Annotated in this window: 19 protein-coding genes; 15 read left to right on the top strand and 4 right to left on the bottom strand. The window is 39.4% G+C overall.

Going from position 1 to position 18,097, the window contains the following annotated elements; all coding sequences use genetic code 11:
• Window positions 1-42: 42 nt before the first annotated feature.
• From panB to ABE41_RS11640, 12 genes are all read left to right on the top strand, one after another.
• A complete protein-coding gene (panB, locus tag ABE41_RS11700; RefSeq protein WP_066290394.1) occupies window positions 43-882 on the top strand; it encodes a 3-methyl-2-oxobutanoate hydroxymethyltransferase in 840 nt (279 codons plus the stop codon).
• Entirely contained in the window at window positions 879-1,763 is an 885-nt protein-coding gene (gene panC / locus ABE41_RS11695) for a pantoate--beta-alanine ligase (protein WP_066290392.1), read from the top strand. Before panB ends, panC begins: the two co-directional genes overlap by 4 nt.
• Window positions 1,748-2,131, top strand: coding sequence for an aspartate 1-decarboxylase (gene panD, locus ABE41_RS11690; protein WP_066290389.1), 384 nt, complete (start codon window positions 1,748-1,750; stop codon window positions 2,129-2,131). Before panC ends, panD begins: the two co-directional genes overlap by 16 nt.
• Window positions 2,132-2,180: 49 nt before the next feature.
• A complete protein-coding gene (dinG, locus tag ABE41_RS11685; protein WP_066290386.1) occupies window positions 2,181-4,991 on the top strand; it encodes an ATP-dependent DNA helicase DinG in 2,811 nt (936 codons plus the stop codon).
• Window positions 4,992-5,328: 337 nt separating this feature from the next.
• Window positions 5,329-5,499, top strand: coding sequence for a YpmA family protein (locus ABE41_RS11675; RefSeq protein WP_066290382.1), 171 nt, complete (start codon window positions 5,329-5,331; stop codon window positions 5,497-5,499).
• 12 nt (window positions 5,500-5,511) lie between these two features.
• Window positions 5,512-5,997, top strand: coding sequence for a cell wall elongation regulator TseB-like domain-containing protein (locus tag ABE41_RS11670; RefSeq protein ID WP_066290379.1), 486 nt, complete (start codon window positions 5,512-5,514; stop codon window positions 5,995-5,997).
• 19 nt (window positions 5,998-6,016) lie between these two features.
• Window positions 6,017-7,207 (top strand): pyridoxal phosphate-dependent aminotransferase, encoded by a 1,191-nt coding sequence (locus ABE41_RS11665; RefSeq protein ID WP_066290376.1) that lies wholly within the window; start codon window positions 6,017-6,019, stop codon window positions 7,205-7,207.
• 68 nt (window positions 7,208-7,275) lie between these two features.
• A complete protein-coding gene (gene asnS, locus ABE41_RS11660; RefSeq protein ID WP_066290374.1) occupies window positions 7,276-8,568 on the top strand; it encodes an asparagine--tRNA ligase in 1,293 nt (430 codons plus the stop codon).
• A gap of 109 nt (window positions 8,569-8,677) precedes the next feature.
• Window positions 8,678-9,382 carry a DnaD domain-containing protein gene (locus ABE41_RS11655; RefSeq protein ID WP_066294810.1) on the top strand — a complete coding sequence of 235 codons (705 nt, stop codon included), beginning with the start codon at window positions 8,678-8,680 and terminating at the stop codon, window positions 9,380-9,382.
• A gap of 63 nt (window positions 9,383-9,445) precedes the next feature.
• Window positions 9,446-10,105 (top strand): endonuclease III, encoded by a 660-nt coding sequence (gene nth / locus ABE41_RS11650; RefSeq protein WP_066290371.1) that lies wholly within the window; start codon window positions 9,446-9,448, stop codon window positions 10,103-10,105.
• 209 nt (window positions 10,106-10,314) lie between these two features.
• Window positions 10,315-10,671, top strand: a complete 357-nt coding sequence (locus tag ABE41_RS11645; RefSeq protein WP_066290369.1) for a YpoC family protein — start codon at window positions 10,315-10,317, stop codon at window positions 10,669-10,671.
• Between the two features lie 55 nt (window positions 10,672-10,726).
• Complete coding sequence (locus ABE41_RS11640) at window positions 10,727-11,989, top strand: glycosyl hydrolase family 18 protein (protein WP_066290366.1); 1,263 nt, start codon at window positions 10,727-10,729, stop codon at window positions 11,987-11,989.
• Window positions 11,990-12,031: 42 nt separating this feature from the next.
• Here ABE41_RS11640 and ABE41_RS11635 read toward each other — a convergent pair whose 3' ends face one another.
• From ABE41_RS11635 to ABE41_RS11625, 3 genes are all read right to left on the bottom strand, one after another.
• Window positions 12,032-14,617 (bottom strand): PBP1A family penicillin-binding protein, encoded by a 2,586-nt coding sequence (locus ABE41_RS11635; protein WP_066290361.1) that lies wholly within the window; start codon window positions 14,615-14,617, stop codon window positions 12,032-12,034.
• A 76-nt stretch (window positions 14,618-14,693) separates the two neighbouring features.
• Window positions 14,694-15,317: a Holliday junction resolvase RecU gene (gene recU / locus ABE41_RS11630; RefSeq protein WP_066290359.1), complete on the bottom strand. Its 624-nt coding sequence runs from the start codon at window positions 15,315-15,317 to the stop codon at window positions 14,694-14,696.
• A 72-nt stretch (window positions 15,318-15,389) separates the two neighbouring features.
• Entirely contained in the window at window positions 15,390-15,635 is a 246-nt protein-coding gene (locus ABE41_RS11625; RefSeq protein ID WP_066290357.1) for a glutaredoxin family protein, read from the bottom strand.
• Between the two features lie 130 nt (window positions 15,636-15,765).
• Between ABE41_RS11625 and ABE41_RS11620 the strand changes: the two genes are divergently transcribed.
• Complete coding sequence (locus ABE41_RS11620) at window positions 15,766-16,722, top strand: DUF2515 family protein (protein WP_172827355.1); 957 nt, start codon at window positions 15,766-15,768, stop codon at window positions 16,720-16,722.
• 40 nt (window positions 16,723-16,762) lie between these two features.
• Here the strand turns inward: ABE41_RS11620 and ABE41_RS21455 are convergent, their stop codons facing one another.
• Entirely contained in the window at window positions 16,763-16,897 is a 135-nt protein-coding gene (locus ABE41_RS21455; protein ID WP_301336184.1) for a hypothetical protein, read from the bottom strand.
• Window positions 16,898-17,112: 215 nt separating this feature from the next.
• Here ABE41_RS21455 and racA point away from each other — a divergent pair, with 215 nt between their 5' ends.
• The gene (gene racA / locus ABE41_RS11615) at window positions 17,113-17,622 is read left to right on the top strand and encodes a chromosome-anchoring protein RacA (RefSeq protein WP_066290353.1); all 510 of its coding nucleotides are present in this window, start codon (window positions 17,113-17,115) and stop codon (window positions 17,620-17,622) included.
• A 64-nt stretch (window positions 17,623-17,686) separates the two neighbouring features.
• Window positions 17,687-18,052, top strand: a complete 366-nt coding sequence (locus ABE41_RS11610; protein ID WP_066290351.1) for a DUF1798 family protein — start codon at window positions 17,687-17,689, stop codon at window positions 18,050-18,052.
• Window positions 18,053-18,097: the final 45 nt, after the last annotated feature.

Raw genomic sequence — 18,097 nt, 5'->3', positions numbered from 1 at the left:
TTTTGCACTCTGGCCCTGTTAAAAAACAGGGAGGCTAAAAGTATGAAAACAACAAAAAGCTTTCTCAAGATGAAAAGAGACGGCGAAAAAATTTCAATGGTTACGGCATATGACTATCCATCTGCTGTGATCTGTGAAAAGGCTGGAATGGATCTTATATTAGTCGGAGATTCTCTCGGAATGGTCGTTTTGGGATACGAATCTACCATTCCAGTAACGCTAGAAGATATGATTCATCATACAAAAGCGGTAAAGCGAGGGGCGGCCGACACGTTTATCGTGACAGACATGCCATTTATGACCTATCATGGCTCAATTGATGTGACGCTGAACAATGCGAGAAGAATGATGCAGGAAAGCGGCGCATCCGCTGTAAAACTTGAAGGCGGAAAACAAGTAATCTCTACAATAGAAACATTGACGAACGCAGGTGTTCCTGTGATGGGGCATCTTGGGCTGACTCCGCAGATGGTCGGAGTTATGGGCGGTTACAGCGTGCAAGCGAAAGAAGAGGAAGAGGCAAACAGACTTTTAGAAGAATGTCTCTTATTAGAAAAATCTGGAGCTTTTGCGATTGTTTTAGAATGCGTACCACAGCAGCTTGCTGAAATAGCGTCAAAGAAACTGACTATCCCAGTTATAGGTATTGGTGCAGGTAAACATACAGATGGCCAGGTTTTAGTCTATCACGATATGATCGGATATGGTTTTCATCATATACCAAAATTTGTGAAATCCTACGGAAATGTTAAAGATATGCTGGTCGCAGGACTCCAGAAGTATAAAGAAGATGTACAGCAGATGAAGTTCCCTGAGGAAGAACACAGCTTTAACATGAAAACAGAAACGATCGACCGTTTGTATGGAGGAGTTAAGTCATGATTATATTGAACAGCATCCAAGACATGCAAAAATATATTCTGCAAGAAAAAACAGAAGGTAATTCGGTAGGATTCGTACCAACTATGGGCTATCTGCATGAAGGGCATCTTTCACTGATGGAACGTGCGAAGAATGAGGCTGACATCGTTGTGGTAAGTATTTTTGTCAATCCGCTGCAATTTGGACCGAACGAAGATTTTGACCGTTATCCGCGAGATTTTGAACGTGATAAAAAACTTGCAGAAGAAGCTGGTGCAGACGTTCTTTTTTATCCTGACACAAAAGAAATGTATCCAGATAAACCTGTTGTCACGGTTTCTGTAAACAGAAGAACCGATGCTCTTTGCGGAAAAAGCAGAACAGGTCATTTTGACGGGGTGGCAACAGTACTTACGAAGCTGTTTCACATTGTATCACCGGATAAAGCGTTTTTTGGTCTGAAAGATGCCCAGCAGGTGGCAGTAGTTCGAGGTCTTGTTGATGATTTTAATTTTCCAGTAGAAATCATTGGCTGTGAAACGAAACGTGAATCTGATGGACTGGCGATGAGCTCAAGAAATGTATATCTTTCGGAAGAAGAAAGAAAAGAAGCTCACCACTTGTATCAATCTTTACAGAAAGCGCAGAGCTGGCTATCGAACTGCGATAGTGGTGAGACAGAAGAAAAGATGATAAAATACTTGGAGGAACATACGGCTGGAACTGTTGAGTATTGCAAAGTTCTCTCATATCCTGAACTTCTTCCTCCAGTTAAAGATGACAAAAAGCTGATCATCGCATTAAGCGTTAGATTCAGCAAAGCACGACTTATAGATAATGTCATTATCGACAACATACTAGAGAAACAAGGAAGTGAGGAAGAAAAATGTTCCGTAATTTAATGAAAGCTAAAATACACCGTGCAACCGTAACTGAATCTAATTTAAACTATGTTGGAAGCATCACGATCGATGAAGATATTTTAGATGCGGTTGATATGATGCCGAACGAAAAAGTTCAAATTGTAAATAATAATAATGGTGCGCGTTTTGAGACTTATATTATTCCTGGAAAAAGAGGAAGCGGTGTGATGTGTTTAAATGGTGCAGCTGCGAGACTCGTTCAAGAAGGAGATACGATTATTGTTATTTCCTATGCTATGTATGATGAGGCAGAAGCCAAAAATCATCAGCCAAAAGTGGCAATCATGGACAAGAATAATATGATACAAGAAATGCTTGGTGTTGAACCTGAGGCTACCATCTACTAATTTTTAATAACCTATTAAGATAGCCACAGGGGAATGAGGTGAAAAGGCTATGACACGGCGATATGTCGTTATCGATTTTGAAACAACAGGAAATTCAGCAGCAAGAGGAGACCGGATTATCCAGATTGGAGCGGTCGCCGTTGAGGCAGGACAGATAACGGACAGATATTCAACGTTCATCCAGCCAGGCGTTCCCATCCCCCCTTTTATTGAACAATTAACGGGCATCAATGATGACATGGTCAAAGATGCTCCGTTATTTGAAGAAGCAGCGCCGAAGCTCCTTCAGATGCTAGAAGGAGCTTATTTTGTTGCGCACAACGTAATGTTCGACTATTCATTCCTACAGGGAGAGCTGGATCGCTGCGGTTACTCACCGCTCTCTATGCCTCTAATTGATACCGTAGAGTTATCCAGGCTGCTCCTTCTTGGAGCCGATGGATATCAGCTAGGAATGCTTGCGGAATACCTTGGGCTTGAACATGAAAATCCCCACCAGGCAGATAGTGACGCAGAGGTAACGGCTATGCTTCTCATGCATCTTTTAAATAAGCTTGAGACCTTGCCGTTATTGACGTTAGAGCGATTATCTCCATTTGTGAAAAAACTGCAGAGCTCATTAGAAAATATCGTAAGTGATATCATCAATGAGAAATCTGTCTTTTTAGCAGATGAAGAAACATATGATTTTTTCCGTAAACTAGCTCTTAAGAAGACATTGAAATTAGAACAGCAAGATTTTAATGATGATCTCGAAAGTTATGGGGTATCTGATTTAGAGCAAAAATTAAAAACACACATGGCACATTATGAGATCCGTGAAAGCCAGCAAAAGATGGTCGAGCTTGTAGATGAAGCCCTTCATACGAATCAGCATCTTGTTATCGAGGCAGGTACAGGTGTCGGTAAATCACTTGGCTATCTCATACCTGGTGTTCGTTTTGCAAAGGAAAAGGATCGTCCGCTTGTGGTTTCAACACATACCGTTCAATTGCAGCAGCAGCTGTTAGAACGAGATGTGCCTTTATTGAAGAAAATTATGCCTTTTGACTTTACTGCAACACTTTTAAAAGGCAGAAACCATTACTTATGTTTGAGAAAGTTTGAACATACTCTTCAGGATCATCATGAAGACAATTATGATACGAACTTTACAAAGGCTCAATTGATTATATGGCTGACTGAAACAGAGCAGGGTGATGTAGAAGAACTATCGTTGGCTTCCGGCGGAAAACTGTTTTGGAATACAGTGAAAAGTGATGCGAATTCATGCTTGAACCATCGATGTCCATGGTTCTCGAGATGTTACTATCATAAGCAAAGAAGAGCTGCTCATGAATCAGATCTAGTTATTACGAATCATGCTTTATTGTTTACAGATTTAAAATCCGACTCACAGCTGCTTCCGTCTTATAAAGAAGCAGTCTTGGATGAAGCACATCATATTGAAGAGGTAGTGAGCGATCATTTCGGCAAGGAAACCGATTATTTCACATTTCTAAAATTGCTGGACAGACTTTCCTCGACTGAAAGTGATGGCATGCTTAATACATTAAGAGAACTTTCTGATCTTTTGGAAGTTCCGAAGTATGAAACATATCTAGCAAAATGGGACAATCTTTTTCTAGATGTTAAAAATGAGCTAGATGATCTTTTTAAGCAAATTAAAACGATTTGTGTTACAAAAGCTAAATCCTCACGTTCTTCAGAGTTAACAAAGCAGACACTTCGTTATACGAAAGAAGACATAGAATCTGCTCTCTGGGAACCTGTACTTGAGATGGAAGAGAGAGCTAAGCAGTATATATCAGATTTGGTAAAGCCGGTTAAACGTCTTTTAAAGAGCTTTGATCAGTTTGAAGAACATCTTACTGTTAAACAAAAAGGATTTTTAGTTGATGTTGAAGGCCTTTTAAACGATCTGCAGGATGAAGCAGCAGTTCTTCATCACCTTCTGTCATGTCCATTATCTCAGGAAGTTTATTGGATGGAAGCTGAATCAAAAGGTCCGAGACATGCTGTTACTCTTTACGCAAAACCGGTTGAGATCGATCAGATTCTAGCAGATCAATTCTTTGGCAAAAAAAGCAGTGTTGTATTGACATCAGCAACGATGAGTGTGAAAAACAAGTTCAGTTATATATCTGAACGGCTTGGGCTGCTCGACTTCGGTCCTTTAAACGCACAGCTGCCATCACCTTTTAAGTATGAGGAACAGTCAAAGCTTATGGTGCCAACAGATATACCACTCATTAATGAAGTAGACCAAAAAACGTTTGTTGCCAAAATCTCAACCTCTTTATATGAGATAGCAAAAGTTACAAAGGGCAGGATGCTCGTCCTGTTTACATCGTATGAGATGTTAAAAGAAACACATTCTGCTTTTAAATCGTTAATGGACCAAGAAGAGTTCGTGCTGATCGCACAAGGTGTTGACAGCGGGAGCAGAGCAAGACTGACTAAGAACTTTCAGCGGTTCGATAACGCTATACTTTTTGGAACAAACAGTTTTTGGGAAGGAATTGATATTCCAGGAGATGATCTTTCCTGCCTGGTGATTATTAGACTTCCTTTTACGCCTCCAGATCAGCCTGTAATGGCAGCGAAAAGCGAAAAATTGAAAGCGGAGGGAGGAAATCCCTTCTATGATCTTTCGCTTCCTCAAGCCATCATCCGCTTTAAACAGGGCTTTGGCCGACTTGTAAGAAGCAGCAGAGATAAAGGTGCAGTCTTTGTTTTTGACCGCCGGATGATTGAGACACGCTACGGAAAATCATTCATTCAGTCACTGCCTAAACTGCCGGTTTCTATAAAACCGGTCGACGAACTCGTTGAAGAACTCAGGGACTGGATGGATTAGAAAGAAGAAGCTGACACACAAGAGGGAATATACCTTGTGATGTCGGCTTTTCGTTTAATTGAAAAGGTTGTAATGAATTACTGCCTAGAGCTAAAAGGATTTGGAGTGGAACTGCCCCGTGGAAAGCGAGCAGCCTGGAGCGGAAATCAACTACTTTCAAAAGCAACAATGTATGCCAAACAGCCTTTAGAAAAGAGCTTAAATAAAAGAACACGTACCGTGAAATGTTTTATTAACGTTGAATAATCCCCTGTTTTTAGGCATTCTAAAGTACCACTTTAAAAGAATTTCTGCTATAGTAAACAGGGATAAGTTTCAAAGTATAGGAGGAAGAACAATGGAAAGTAAAATCGAGGTTCTTTCTACAGTTAAGGTAGACAAGTCTAGTGATTTGTACAAAGTTGTTTCAGAATTGAACAAAACATTAAAGCATCAGGATTTAATGTTTGGGCTTGCGTTAGATGACGAGAATAAAGATAAGATGATTTTTACAATCTATCGCACATAGAGAGGCTGAAATATGGGAAAAAAGTGGATACTTATCATTGTTGGCATTTTGATTTTAGCAAGTTGGCAAACATACTATCTTTATAGCGGAGTGCACGCAAAACCGCAGAAAAAAGAAGCTGAAGCTGTTGAAATCGCAAAAATAGAAAAAAATCTCACATCCGTGACAAATGTGGAGCACTTTTTCAAGAATGAAACCTATTATGTAGTTGAAGGCAAGAACGAGCATGGTACTGACATGATTGTCTGGGTAGGAAAAGATAAAGAGATTTTTTCCGAGATTGCTAAAAAAGGGCTTTCAGAAAAACAGATGATTGATTATGTGAAAAAAAACCATAATGCTGAAAAAATCATTGACAGCCGATTAGGCATGGAAGATGAGATTCCATTATGGGAAGTTGTATACATCGATGATCAAAATCGCTATACGTATTATTATGGATACTTTGAAACAGGTAAACGGTATGAGATCTATCGGCTTAAAGAATCAGAACAATAAATAGTGGAGGGATATTTTAATGAAGCTTGCAAAACGTGTGGAGGCATTGACACCTTCAACAACATTGGCAATTACAGCAAAGGCAAACGCACTTAAAGCAGAAGGGCACAATGTAATCGGTCTTGGTGCAGGAGAGCCGGATTTTAATACTCCAATACATATTATTGAAGCTGCTTATCAGTCTATGAAAGAAGGACATACAAAGTATACAGCTTCTGGCGGTCTTCTTTCGCTTAAAAAAGCGATCACAAACAAATTAAAGGAAGATCAAGGGCTAACATATGAAACTTCTGAAATCATCGTGAGTACAGGAGCTAAACATTCACTTTATTCCTTGTTCCAAGCAATAATCGATGAAGGAGACGAAGTGATCATCCCTATTCCTTACTGGGTAAGCTACCCTGAACAAGTTAAACTTGCAGGCGGAGTTCCAGTTTACGTAGAAGGAAAAGAAGAGAATCAATTCAAGATTACAGCAGAAGATTTGAAAACATCAATCACAAAACAGACAAAAGCGCTTATTTTAAATTCACCCAGCAATCCGACTGGTTCGCTTTACACAGCTGACGAGCTGAAAGCGATCGGTGAAGTCTGCCTTCAAGAAGACGTATTGATCGTTTCCGATGAAATCTATGAAAAATTAATCTATGGCGAGGCGAAACATACATCCATTGCTGAACTTTCACCAGAACTGAAAGAGCAGACGATCATCATTAATGGTCTTTCAAAGTCACATGCGATGACAGGATGGAGAATCGGATTTGCAGCCGGAAACGCTAAGATTATTAAGGCTATGACAAACTTGGATAGCCACAGTACATCCAATCCAACAACTATTTCTCAGCATGGAGCTTTAGCTGCTTACAATGGTACACAAGAGCCGGTTGAAGAGATGCGTCAAGCTTTTGAAGAACGTATGAACAAAGTTTATGAGCGTCTGATTACATTGCCTGGCATTAGCTGTGTTAAACCAAATGGTGCGTTCTATCTGTTCCCGAATGCAAAAGAAGCTGTAAAGAATACAGGCTTCTCAACAGTAGACGAATGGGTTGAAGCAATCTTGGAGGAAGAGAAAGTTGCGCTTGTTCCAGGATCAGGCTTTGGTGCTCCTGATAATGTTCGGCTTTCATACGCTACTTCATTGGATACGATCATGGAAGCACTTGACCGAATTGAACGTTTTATCGTCCGCCATTCAAAGAAAGATTGATTTTTGATGAGCGGTCATTCATAATTTTTTGATAGAGGCAGATTTTAGAAACAGTGGAGGTACATTTTGTGAAAACTACTATTCAAAAACTACGTGAACATGTTGGTGAGTCTGTAACGATTGGTGCATGGCTCTCTAATAAACGTTCTTCTGGAAAAATTGCTTTCTTGCAGCTGCGTGACGGAACAGGATTTGTTCAAGGTGTCGTTGTAAAAAGCGAAGTTGGTGAAGAAATTTTTACAAAAGCTAAAGGGTTGACTCAAGAATCCAGTCTTTACGTAACAGGTACTGTAAAAGAGGACGAGCGTTCATCACTTGGTGTGGAACTTGAAGTCACAGATGTTGAAGTACTGCATCAAGCGGTAGATTACCCGATCACACCGAAAGAGCATGGCACAGAATTTTTGATGGATCACCGTCATCTGTGGATTCGTTCAAAGCGCCAGCACAGCATTTTAAAGATCAGAAACGAGATCATACATGCTGTAAACGAGTTTTTCTATAACAATGATTTTGTAAAAGTAGACCCTCCTATTCTTACAGGAAGCTCTGCTGAAGGAACTACTTCATTGTTCCATACAAAATACTTTGAAGAAGATGCATATCTTTCTCAAAGCGGACAGCTTTATATGGAAGCTGCAGCGATGGCATTAGGGAAAGTATATTCTTTCGGACCAACTTTCCGAGCTGAGAAGTCTAAGACACGCCGTCACTTGATCGAGTTCTGGATGATCGAACCTGAGATGGCATTCGTTGAACACGAAGAATCTCTTGAAATTCAGGAGCAGTTCATCTCACATATTGTCCAATCTGTGATCAAGCGCTGTGAAAACGAGCTGAAAACACTCGGACGTGATGTTTCGAAACTAGAGAACGTTATAGCACCTTTCCCGCGTGTTTCTTATGATGATGCGATTAAAATGTTAAAAGAAAAAGGGTTTGATGATATCGAGTGGGGTGACGATTTTGGTGCGCCGCACGAAACAGCGATTGCTGAGAGCTTTGATAAACCGGTATTCATTACAAATTATCCTAAAGACATTAAGGCGTTCTATATGAAGCCTGATCCTAACCGCGAAGATGTTGTTTTATGTGCAGACTTGATCGCTCCTGAAGGTTATGGAGAGATTATCGGAGGAAGCCAGCGTATTGACGACCTTGCTCTAATGGAGCAGCGTTATGAAGAACACGGACTGACAGATGATGCTTATAAGTGGTATCTGGAGCTTAGAAAATACGGAAGCGTACCTCATTCTGGATTTGGTCTTGGCTTAGAACGAACAGTTGCATGGATTTCAGGTGCGGAACACGTGCGTGAAACGATCCCGTTCCCTCGTTTGTTAAACCGTTTATATCCTTAATAAATATGAAAAATCTCCCTGCTGCAGGGAGGTTTTTTTCTTGGCTTTATAAAAAGATAGAGCAAGTTCTTATGCTATAATGGTACAAGAGGTGTTGCAAGTGAACGGAATGTTATTTGAAAAATGGATGTCAGAAGGATCAGTCAGCATACCAAATATGCTTTTAAAATCTTATAAAAAAATTGGACTTTCGGACAATGAATGTATGTTGTTCATACAGCTTCATGTCTTTATTGAGTCCGGAAACTATTTTCCCACTCCAATAGAACTAGCTGAAAGGATGACAACTTCATCTCATGAGATGTCTTCAATGCTTCGTTCATTAGTAGGGAGAGGTCTTCTAGGGATGGAACAGTACGAAGATAAAGAAAAAGGCGTTTATTTTGAAGCGTATACCTTACAGCCGTTATGGAACAGGCTAATGGATAGTTTAAAAGAAGAGGAACAAATACAGAAAGAGACGAATAAAGAACAGCTTGAGCAGAATGTATTTGTTTTATTCGAAAAAGAATTCGGCCGCCCGCTATCACCAATGGAGCTTGAAACATTAAAAATTTGGATGGATGAAGACCAGCAATCTCCAGAACTCATACTAACTGCATTAAAGGAATCCGTTTTGTCTGGCAAGCTCAACTTCAGATATATCGATCGTATTCTTTTTGAGTGGAAGAAAAACGGAATAAAGACTCCTGAAGCTGCAAAGCAGTATGGAGAGAAATTCCGTGTTAGACAGCTGCAAAAATCTGGCCAATCTGATAAACCAAGAAAAGACAGTGAATTAAAACGGCCCGTTTATAATTGGCTTGAATCATAACTGCAAAACAAACAGACCCTGATAAAACTGGGTCTTCTTTTTCATTACAGGAGGAATGTAAACGTGTTAAACAAAGCTCAGATTCAATTTTGCCTGGAACAGATCGAGGACATGTTTCCAGATGCTCATTGTGAGCTGCATCACTCAAATCCTTTCGAGCTGACGATAGCAGTCCTGTTATCTGCACAATGTACTGATGCACTTGTGAATAAAGTAACTCCAAAGCTTTTTGAAAAATATAAGAAGCCTCAAGATTACTTGGATGTTTCTCTCGAAGAACTTCAAGATGACATTAGATCAATCGGACTCTATCGCAACAAGGCGAAGAACATTCAAAAATTAAGTGAGCTCGTGCTAAATGAATACGGAGGAGAAATTCCAAAAGACCGTGATGAGCTGACAAAGCTTCCAGGTGTAGGAAGAAAAACAGCGAACGTAGTTGTTTCTGTTGCTTATGATGTACCTGCGATTGCGGTAGATACACATGTTGAACGCGTCTCTAAAAGACTTGGAATCTGCAGGTGGAAGGATTCTGTCTTGCAAGTCGAAGAAACGCTGATGAAAAAGATTCCTAAAGACCTATGGGGAGCAACACACCACCGTCTTATTTTCTTTGGAAGGTATCATTGTAAGGCGCAAAAACCTAATTGTCCTGAATGTCCGCTACTTTCCATCTGCCGCGAAGGTAAAAAGCGGATGAATCAAAAAGAGAAGAAGAAATGACATTACGAATTATCATACGCTGACTCAAATGAGGAAATTCCACCTCTTGAGTCAGTTTTTTTAAGATTTTTCTTAATTGAATGGTAATAATTGGAAAAGGCATTTTTTATGTGATTATCTTCATTTTTTATGTAATGGGCTCATGTTTTTATATGATCATGACTGATTTTTATATGATTAAGTCTTTTTGATAAAAGGAGGGAGCTCAATTGGAGCAAAATACAGAACAATTGATAGAGATTATTAAAGAATGGAAGGAAAAAAGTCCTTCTATAGCGGCTTATTTTAAAGAACGCAATCGAAATAAAGCAAAAGAACCGATGATCTACTTTTTTCAGCGGTTTTTGACGGCTTTATTCTACGGTAACAGTAAAACTGTCAATGAAAAGGACCTGATAAAGTGGAAAGAGACCGTAAAGGAACTGGATCAACTTCCTGTAAATGTAATAGAACGCCTTTCATTTATTGAAGAACAACCGGATCATTATCAATCTTTTATTCAATTAAGTGAATTATTTTCAGAATGGGAAAAGAAAAGTGTCATACTTTTAAAGCGGAAAACATAAGGACAAGGCACTTGGACATATGATGAAAGCATGAGATGTTTCAAGGAGGGGTAACATGCAGATTCATGTGGTGAAAAAAGGCGATTCCTTATGGAAGCTTTCGCAGTACTATAGACTTCCATGGCAAGAGCTCGCTGTGGTAAACAGGCTGACATCAAAAGACAAGCTAACTGTCGGCCAGACACTATTTATCCCTACACCTTTTACCTATACGGTCCAGCCTGGAGATACTCTGAAAGAGATCGGGGATATGATTGGGGTTTCTGTCGCACAGCTGCAGCAGGCGAATCCAGGTGTTACGGATATGAATTTAGCTGCCGGAAAGCAGTTAAATGTTCCTGAACGAACAAAAAAAGATATAACGACAAATGCATTTGCCGAACCCGTTCCAAAAGCAAAAGAAAATTTCGCAGCCGCCGCAAAGGGATTAACTTATATTACGATGTTCAGTTATGAAGTAAATGAAAAAGGTGAACTAAAGCCGCTTGATGATACCGAATTTTTAAGAGAAGCCAAAAATAAAAATGTAAAACCCCTCATGTCTATTACAAATATTAAAGGTGGAGAGTTCAGTGAAGAGGTAGGTACGGCGATACTGACAAACAAAGAGATAACGAACAAAGTGATAGAAAATTCATTAGCTATGATGAAACAAAAAGGATACCAAGGAATATCTGTTGATTTTGAGTTTTTAGGAAAGAAAAATAAAGAAGCTTATAATCAATTTTTAAGAATCTTAACAGAAAAGATGCATCAGCAAAGGTATATCGTAATGACTGCAGTCGCACCAAAGATCAGTGCGACACAGATCGGTGAATGGTATGAATCACATGATTATAAAGCACATGGTGAGATCGTGGATTACGTCATTTTGATGACATATGAATGGGGTTACAGCGGTGGACCTCCAATGGCCGTTAGTCCAATCGCTTCCGTTAAAAAAGTGTTGGATTATGCTGTTAGCGAGATTGACCCAAAGAAAATATTAATGGGCATTAATCTATACGGATATGACTGGACACTACCGTTTAAACCAGGCGGCGAATTTGCGAAAGCTCTGAACCCTGTTCAGGCAACTCAGCTAGCCGGAAAAAGACAGGCAGCCATTAAGTACAGCAGAAAGGATGAATCTCCATATTTCAGATATTGGGATAAAGATAAAAAAGAACATATTGTATGGTTTGAAGATTTACGAAGTATGAAAGCGAAATTTGATGTTGTCGATCAATACGGTTTTGCTGGAGTAAGCTTCTGGAATTTATCATTTGGTTATCCTGTGTTTTGGAACTACTTAGTAGACCGATATAATATTAAATAAAAAATCCGCCAGCTTAAATAGCTGGCGGATTTTTAATGTTTATTACTGGTTAAATGGAGGGAACTGCAAGCCTCCGCCGTCTTCCTCTTCCTCATCTCCGCCTCCTTGACCCGGAGGTGGAGTACCGGGTTCTTGACCCGGAGGAGGTTCAGTACCAGGTTCTCCGCCAGAAGGAGGCGGTGTTCCCGGTTCACCTTGACCTGGAGGGGTACCTGGTTCACCTTCGCCAGGAGGAGTGCCCGGTTCACCTTCACCAGGTGGCTGCGGCGGTTGTTCTCCTTCAGGCGCTTCAATCGTAATTGATGTTTCTGCAGGTTCGCTTTCAGTGTTGTTTTCACTGTCGACTGCTATCACTTGGAACGTGTATTTACCAGGAGCAGGGGATGGAACAACAAATTTCGTATCGTTGATAGTTGCTCTTTCCTGCATCGGTCCATCGTTATAGCTTGCAAGGACCTTAAAGGTAACACCTTCTTTTTTCTCGTATTTCCATTTTACTTCGATCTCATTTTTCTTTTCATCGAACTTCGCTTCAAGTCCTTCAATGCCGGTTGGTTTCTCGAACTTGTCACTTACATCTGGCAATTTAGATCCTTTTACGAACAGTTCGATGATCTTTTCAGAATCTGGCGTAAACTCACTTGCACGTTTCCCAGTTCCTTTTTCCATCGGAACTTCAGTCACAGATTTCGGTTTCTTGAAGTCTGTGTTCTTGTGCTTAAGCTGACTCATGATGTCTTTAAAGACCTGCTTTGAATAATCGTCTTTCGTTTTATCCAGGTATAGAGCATTTCCTTCATCATCTTGGTATTTATCATAACCCGTCCATACAGCTGCAGTATAGGTAGTTGTATAACCAGCCATCCACGCATCTTTTGTAGCATTACTTGGCATGCCGTATTGATCCCGAAGGTCTTTAGGGAAGTTTGTCGTACCTGTTTTTCCAGCTAATTTTAATCCGCTCACATTGGCTTGTGTCCCTGTACCACGGTCCATAACATCTTTTAACATATCTGTGATCATGTAAGCCGTGTAATCTTTCATAGCTGCTTTTGGTTCTGGGTCGACTTCGATGACTCTTCCGTCAGGGAATTCAATCTTACGGATGGTAGTCGGTTTCGTGTAAACACCGCCGTTTCCGAATGCTTGATAAGCACCTGCCATTGTAAGCGGTGATACTCCTTGTTCAAATCCGCCGATCGCATAAGACGGGTAAGTGGTGTCTGGATCTAAGTCAAATCCAAGCTTATTTGCAAAGTCAGTAGCTTCTTCAGCACCAACTTCTTGGAATGTCTTCACAGCCGTTGTATTTTTAGATTCAACAAGGGCTTGGCGCATCGTAATATCTCCAACGTTTTTCTTGTTGAAGTTATTGATGGTTACGTCACCAATCTTTACGGGCTCATCATTTAACATATGAGCTGTGCTCCATTTTTTATTTTCGATGGCCGGACCGTAGTCCAGGATTGGTTTGATAGTTGACCCTGGCTGGCGAGTGATTCGTGTTGAGAACTGGTTGCTCAATTCGTTTCCGCGGCCGCTGCCGACAGCACGTATTGCACCTGTTTTCGTATCAACGATCGCGACACCAGACTGTAACAGCTCATGCTCGGGCTCTAATTTAGCTTTCAATACATCTTCTGTAACCTGCTGTGCTTTTGTATCAAGGTTTGTATAGATCTTCAGTCCAGAAGAGAAGATGTCTACTTTTTCAAGACCGTCGATATCTTTTACATCATCCATTACTTGCTTAATATAAGCATCATAAGGACGTGTTTCGGTCTTAACTTCACCTTTTACAAGACTATCTTTTACAGAAATACTCTTCGCTTTTTCTGCATCTTCTTTAGAAATAAATTTATGCTGAGCCATTAAATTAAGGACTACATTCCGTCTATGTTCAGCTTCCTTTGGATTAACAGTTGGATCGTAATAGCTTGGTGCTTTTGGCAACCCTGCTAAAAGAGCTGCTTCATGCAATTCAAGTTCGCTTACATCTTTGTTAAAGTACACTTTTGCGGCTGTTGCAATTCCGTATGCACCTTTACCAAAATAAATCTTATTTAAATACATTTCCAAGATCTGATCCTTAGAATATTTTTGTTCTAGCTGAACAGAAAGATAAGCTTCTCGGATCTTTCTAGTGAGTGATTTTTCATTAGTCAGGATCGTGTTCTTAATGACCTGCTGTGAAATCGTACTTGCACCTTCAGCACCAAATCCTTCTGTTACGTTAGCGAATGCAGCACCGAATAAACGTCTGACATCAACACCGCTATGTTTGCGGAAACGGACGTCTTCCGTTGCGATAAACGCATTTTGAACAGGTTCAGGGATTTCATTTATCTTAACCCTGATTCTTTTTTCTTGCCCTGAAACAAGAGAAACTTCTTTATCATTCATATCCATGATTTTAGAAGATACAGGTGTTTCTAGTTTCTTCGGATCAAGCTTTGGAGAAGTAGCTGCGATTACACCTACTGTTAAAAGTCCTAATAATCCTAAAATAACTGCAAGCAATAGGAGAGTCTTTTTCCAATTGCGTCTTGGCTTTTTCGTTTTCTTTGCCGGTGTAGAACCATTAGAAGATTGTCTTCTTTCTACCCGGCTTCGGTAATCTTTTGACATAGTTTTACCAACCTTTCAACTTCATAAAAAAACTAACATTATCAATATTCGTGGCCAATTCTGAGTTTATGAACAATCAAAGAGAAGGATAGAAATAGACACGATCTACTGTTTCTAAATAATTCAGCCTAGGTTGATACCCGTTAGTAATAGAATATCCTTTTTCTTCTATTTCACCCTTTGGAATTGATTTTCTCCCCATGCTTTGTTCCTTCCAATAGTGAACAAGGTAAGAGCTGTCCAGCAGATAGCTTTCATCCGTAGAAGAGAATCGAAGAATGATAAAAGATATTCCGCCATGATCTAGAATCTGCTGCATATGTGTGATCTGATGCTCATGAAAATTCTTAAGCGGAAAACTCGTCTTGTTCTTTGTTTCTTTTGCTTCAAAGTCAATATATCTTCCTTTATATACACCGTTATAATCGGTTGTAGAAGCGAGTTTAAAGTATGCTTCACGAATGACAGCTGCAGATCTTTTCGGGTACTCAACATTCACGATTTGTACGGGAGTCGGTTTTTTGTGAATGATCGCTTTATTCGTTAAGAGATAAAATTGATTGCTTTGATTGATATCGTCTTCGAGCGACATCCCTCTGTTGCTGTATGAAACTTCTTTTTTAACAGAAGATGAGGAAGACGATCTTGTTTTAGTTACAGAAGTCACTTTCTTACCATTTGGATAATGAAAGGTTCCCATGATTCATCTCCTTTTCAATTAAAGATGGCTATGCGCATATTACGAAAATAGATACACATAGCCCGCTTTAGTTTACTTTTTTAATAGTACAGAAAGTTCATCTTCTTTAAAGCCCATTACAACCTGATTGCCTTCTTCTGTCTTGATTACAGTAACAGGAGTTGCCGAAGCACCCAGATCCATAACTTCCTTCATATAGCTTTGATTTTTTCGTATGTCGCGTTCTTCGAATTCAATATTATTTGCTTTCAGCCACTCTTTTTCTGCGAAGCATGGAGGGCACGTTTCCTGTGTGTAGATGATTACTTTTTTCTCCAATTTTTATGCCTCCTTTTTCCATTTTGCATCTTTCATAAAGACTAGTTTACTCCTTTTTCTTACGCGATACAAATATTTTATAGTGCTGAAGCAAACGATAAAAGAGAGAACGAATCATAGGAGGCACAGTGTGAAAGAGCGGTATCAGGATATAACAATGACAATCTTGAATAATACGATTTCACAAAATCGTGATAATATTTCACGTACCGTAAGCTATGCCGCTTTTTTTAAAAGAAATCCTGAGATAAGATGGGCAATGCTCGCAAGTTTAGTGTCCCGAAACGCTGGATACAGCATGTGTGATCTAAAAGGAGATTGGCTTCCAAGATTTTTATCTAAAGATACAAGAAAACATTTATTTCATACATATGAACGTGCAAACTGGCTGATTTTCCAGGATGCTTATCCTCAGCTGCTGCTTTATGAATACTCCAAAGAGAAAGGGGCTCCATTATTTGATCTGCTGGATAACTTTTATGTTTCAACATTCATGAAAAAAGAATGGCACCGCTTTTGGATCGAAAGGGATATAAAAAGAATATGTACATCATTGATCATCAATGAACAGCATGTGATAGAAAATCCAGTGATTAAAAATTCTTTTTATAACAAAAGGATATTTTCAGGAGTGCCATTTCTGCTCCAAGACTATATGCATTTCAGCACAGTACTCTTTCCTGTTCTTTCAGGCGATGTATACGGAATTTCAGTTCATGGATTTAAAACTGTAAAAAATAGAATAGAAACGGGAAAGATGCTTTACACCATTTTGTTTGAGTCGAGGTGGAGTGAGGAGATAATTCGTTTTTCTGATGCTGTTACCCATACCGGTTCAAGGCATGATTTTGAAAAGTATGTCTATCCGAAAAAAATGAGGGAGACACCGCTTCTCAGGATGGTCTATCCGATTGTCCACCATCATAGAAAGTCTACGAAAGACTGGTATAGAAAGGGAATGAATACGGAGGTTTTTTATCATCCCGTAAAGAAAATTCAAAAACCATGTCTTACAGATTGGTATAAACAAAAACAAAGACAAATTAAAATAGGCATTCTATTAAAAGAATGGATACAAAATCGTTAAATACAAAAAGACGGCAGAGGAGATACCGTCTTTTTCATTGTTACGTGCTTGGAATATCTGGACCATTCAGTTTTTTATCACCATAACCTGTGTTTTGCTTTTGTTCTGTTTTTTCAGTTCCTTGCTGTTGTGAATATTGATCCTGCTTCCTTTGCTGTTTGCTGTCTTCGTTCATTTTTTGCACCTCCTTTTAAAAAACGTGAACTCATATTAGTTTTACGGTTGATGCGACTGAATATACAAACAATCAACAAATAGCTGTCGAATTTATGTTGAAAAAGTAAATTTGCACTTTCTTTGCCGAATAAAAACTAGTTTTGTCACGTGTGAAGGGGATAAGAGGATACAGCACGAAATTAGTTCCTACAAGAAAACGGGGAGGGATTCATAATGGAAATGGTGTTGAAGACCAAAACTGTCTCTGAGGAACTCGGGGTGAATCCGACAACGGTTCAGCGCTGGGTCAGACATTTTAACATTCAATGTGATAAGAACGAACATGGTCATTATTTGTTCAAGCAAGAAGACATCGAGCAGTTAAGAGAGATCAAAGCTCAGCTCGACAATGGATTATTGATGAGTGATATTCAAATCCAGTCATTTCAAACATCAGAGAAATCAGTAGAACTGCCAACCCAGTTTGAAGAGAAGTTTGACCGGCTTAATGCAGCTATTAAAGCATTAGAAAAGAAGGTTGAAGAGAAAGCTGATGCAGTTGTTTCCTATCAAATGCTCCAGCATGCATCTGAACTCGAAGAACTTATAAAGAAAATGGAAAACATGGAGGCACGTCTTCAGGATCTTGAGGTAGCATTACTAAAAAACAATTATCCAGAAGAAAAGCTTTATGTTAAGGAAAAGCCAAAAAAGAACTGGTTTGTGAGTCTGTTTACACTATAAATGAAATGAAAAGTGTAAGTCTCTTCATTCTTTGGTACGATATAAAGAATGGAGGGACTTTTTTATGAGCAATTTGTACAAAAAAACGACAGAATTAATCGCTGATATTAATGAAGCGTTTCATATTTATAAAACAGAAACAAAGGCAAGGGAAACGGAAGCGGATTTCTATACTGAAGTTAAGCCGTTTGCAGACCGCATCCATTTTAGGGTACAAGAGTGGGAGCCGCTGGCACGTGAATGGGTGATCACAAATAAACCTAAATACTTATATCCGATTCAGATCAAGACTGCAGCCGAGAACATTGGTTACCTGGGTGTTTATGTTTTTCAAAAAAATATGAAAGATAAGCGGATCACTGAAATGGTAAAATCGGTATTGTATGTTTTGAACCAGATGAAAGAACAAATGAGTTCAGATGAAGAATAAAATTTCACGTACCGTACAAATAAATTATTTTTAAATAAAGGAGCG

This window comes from Fictibacillus arsenicus, assembly GCF_001642935.1.
In the GTDB taxonomy this organism is placed as follows: Bacteria; Bacillota; Bacilli; order Bacillales; family Fictibacillaceae; genus Fictibacillus; species Fictibacillus arsenicus_B.
Note: the sequence above shows the minus strand (reverse complement) of the source record. Positions and strands in the feature narration are given on the sequence as shown.

Bases quoted from the DNA above. Each gene is read 5' to 3' on its own strand.
- panB (WP_066290394.1), top strand. From the start codon at position 43: ATGAAAACAACAAAAAGCTTTCTCAAGATGAAAAGAGACGGCGAAAAA.
- recU (WP_066290359.1), bottom strand. From the start codon at position 15,317: ATGGGAACCTTTCATTATCCAAATGGTAAGAAAGTGACTTCTGTAACT.
- ABE41_RS11635 (WP_066290361.1), bottom strand. From the start codon at position 14,617: ATGTCAAAAGATTACCGAAGCCGGGTAGAAAGAAGACAATCTTCTAAT.
- ABE41_RS11675 (WP_066290382.1), top strand. From the start codon at position 5,329: ATGGAAAGTAAAATCGAGGTTCTTTCTACAGTTAAGGTAGACAAGTCT.
- dinG (WP_066290386.1), top strand. From the start codon at position 2,181: ATGACACGGCGATATGTCGTTATCGATTTTGAAACAACAGGAAATTCA.
- panC (WP_066290392.1), top strand. From the start codon at position 879: ATGATTATATTGAACAGCATCCAAGACATGCAAAAATATATTCTGCAA.
- ABE41_RS11610 (WP_066290351.1), top strand. From the start codon at position 17,687: ATGAGCAATTTGTACAAAAAAACGACAGAATTAATCGCTGATATTAAT.
- ABE41_RS11665 (WP_066290376.1), top strand. From the start codon at position 6,017: ATGAAGCTTGCAAAACGTGTGGAGGCATTGACACCTTCAACAACATTG.
- ABE41_RS11670 (WP_066290379.1), top strand. From the start codon at position 5,512: ATGGGAAAAAAGTGGATACTTATCATTGTTGGCATTTTGATTTTAGCA.
- racA (WP_066290353.1), top strand. From the start codon at position 17,113: ATGGAAATGGTGTTGAAGACCAAAACTGTCTCTGAGGAACTCGGGGTG.
- ABE41_RS11655 (WP_066294810.1), top strand. From the start codon at position 8,678: ATGTTATTTGAAAAATGGATGTCAGAAGGATCAGTCAGCATACCAAAT.
- ABE41_RS21455 (WP_301336184.1), bottom strand. From the start codon at position 16,897: ATGAACGAAGACAGCAAACAGCAAAGGAAGCAGGATCAATATTCACAA.
- ABE41_RS11640 (WP_066290366.1), top strand. From the start codon at position 10,727: ATGCAGATTCATGTGGTGAAAAAAGGCGATTCCTTATGGAAGCTTTCG.
- panD (WP_066290389.1), top strand. From the start codon at position 1,748: ATGTTCCGTAATTTAATGAAAGCTAAAATACACCGTGCAACCGTAACT.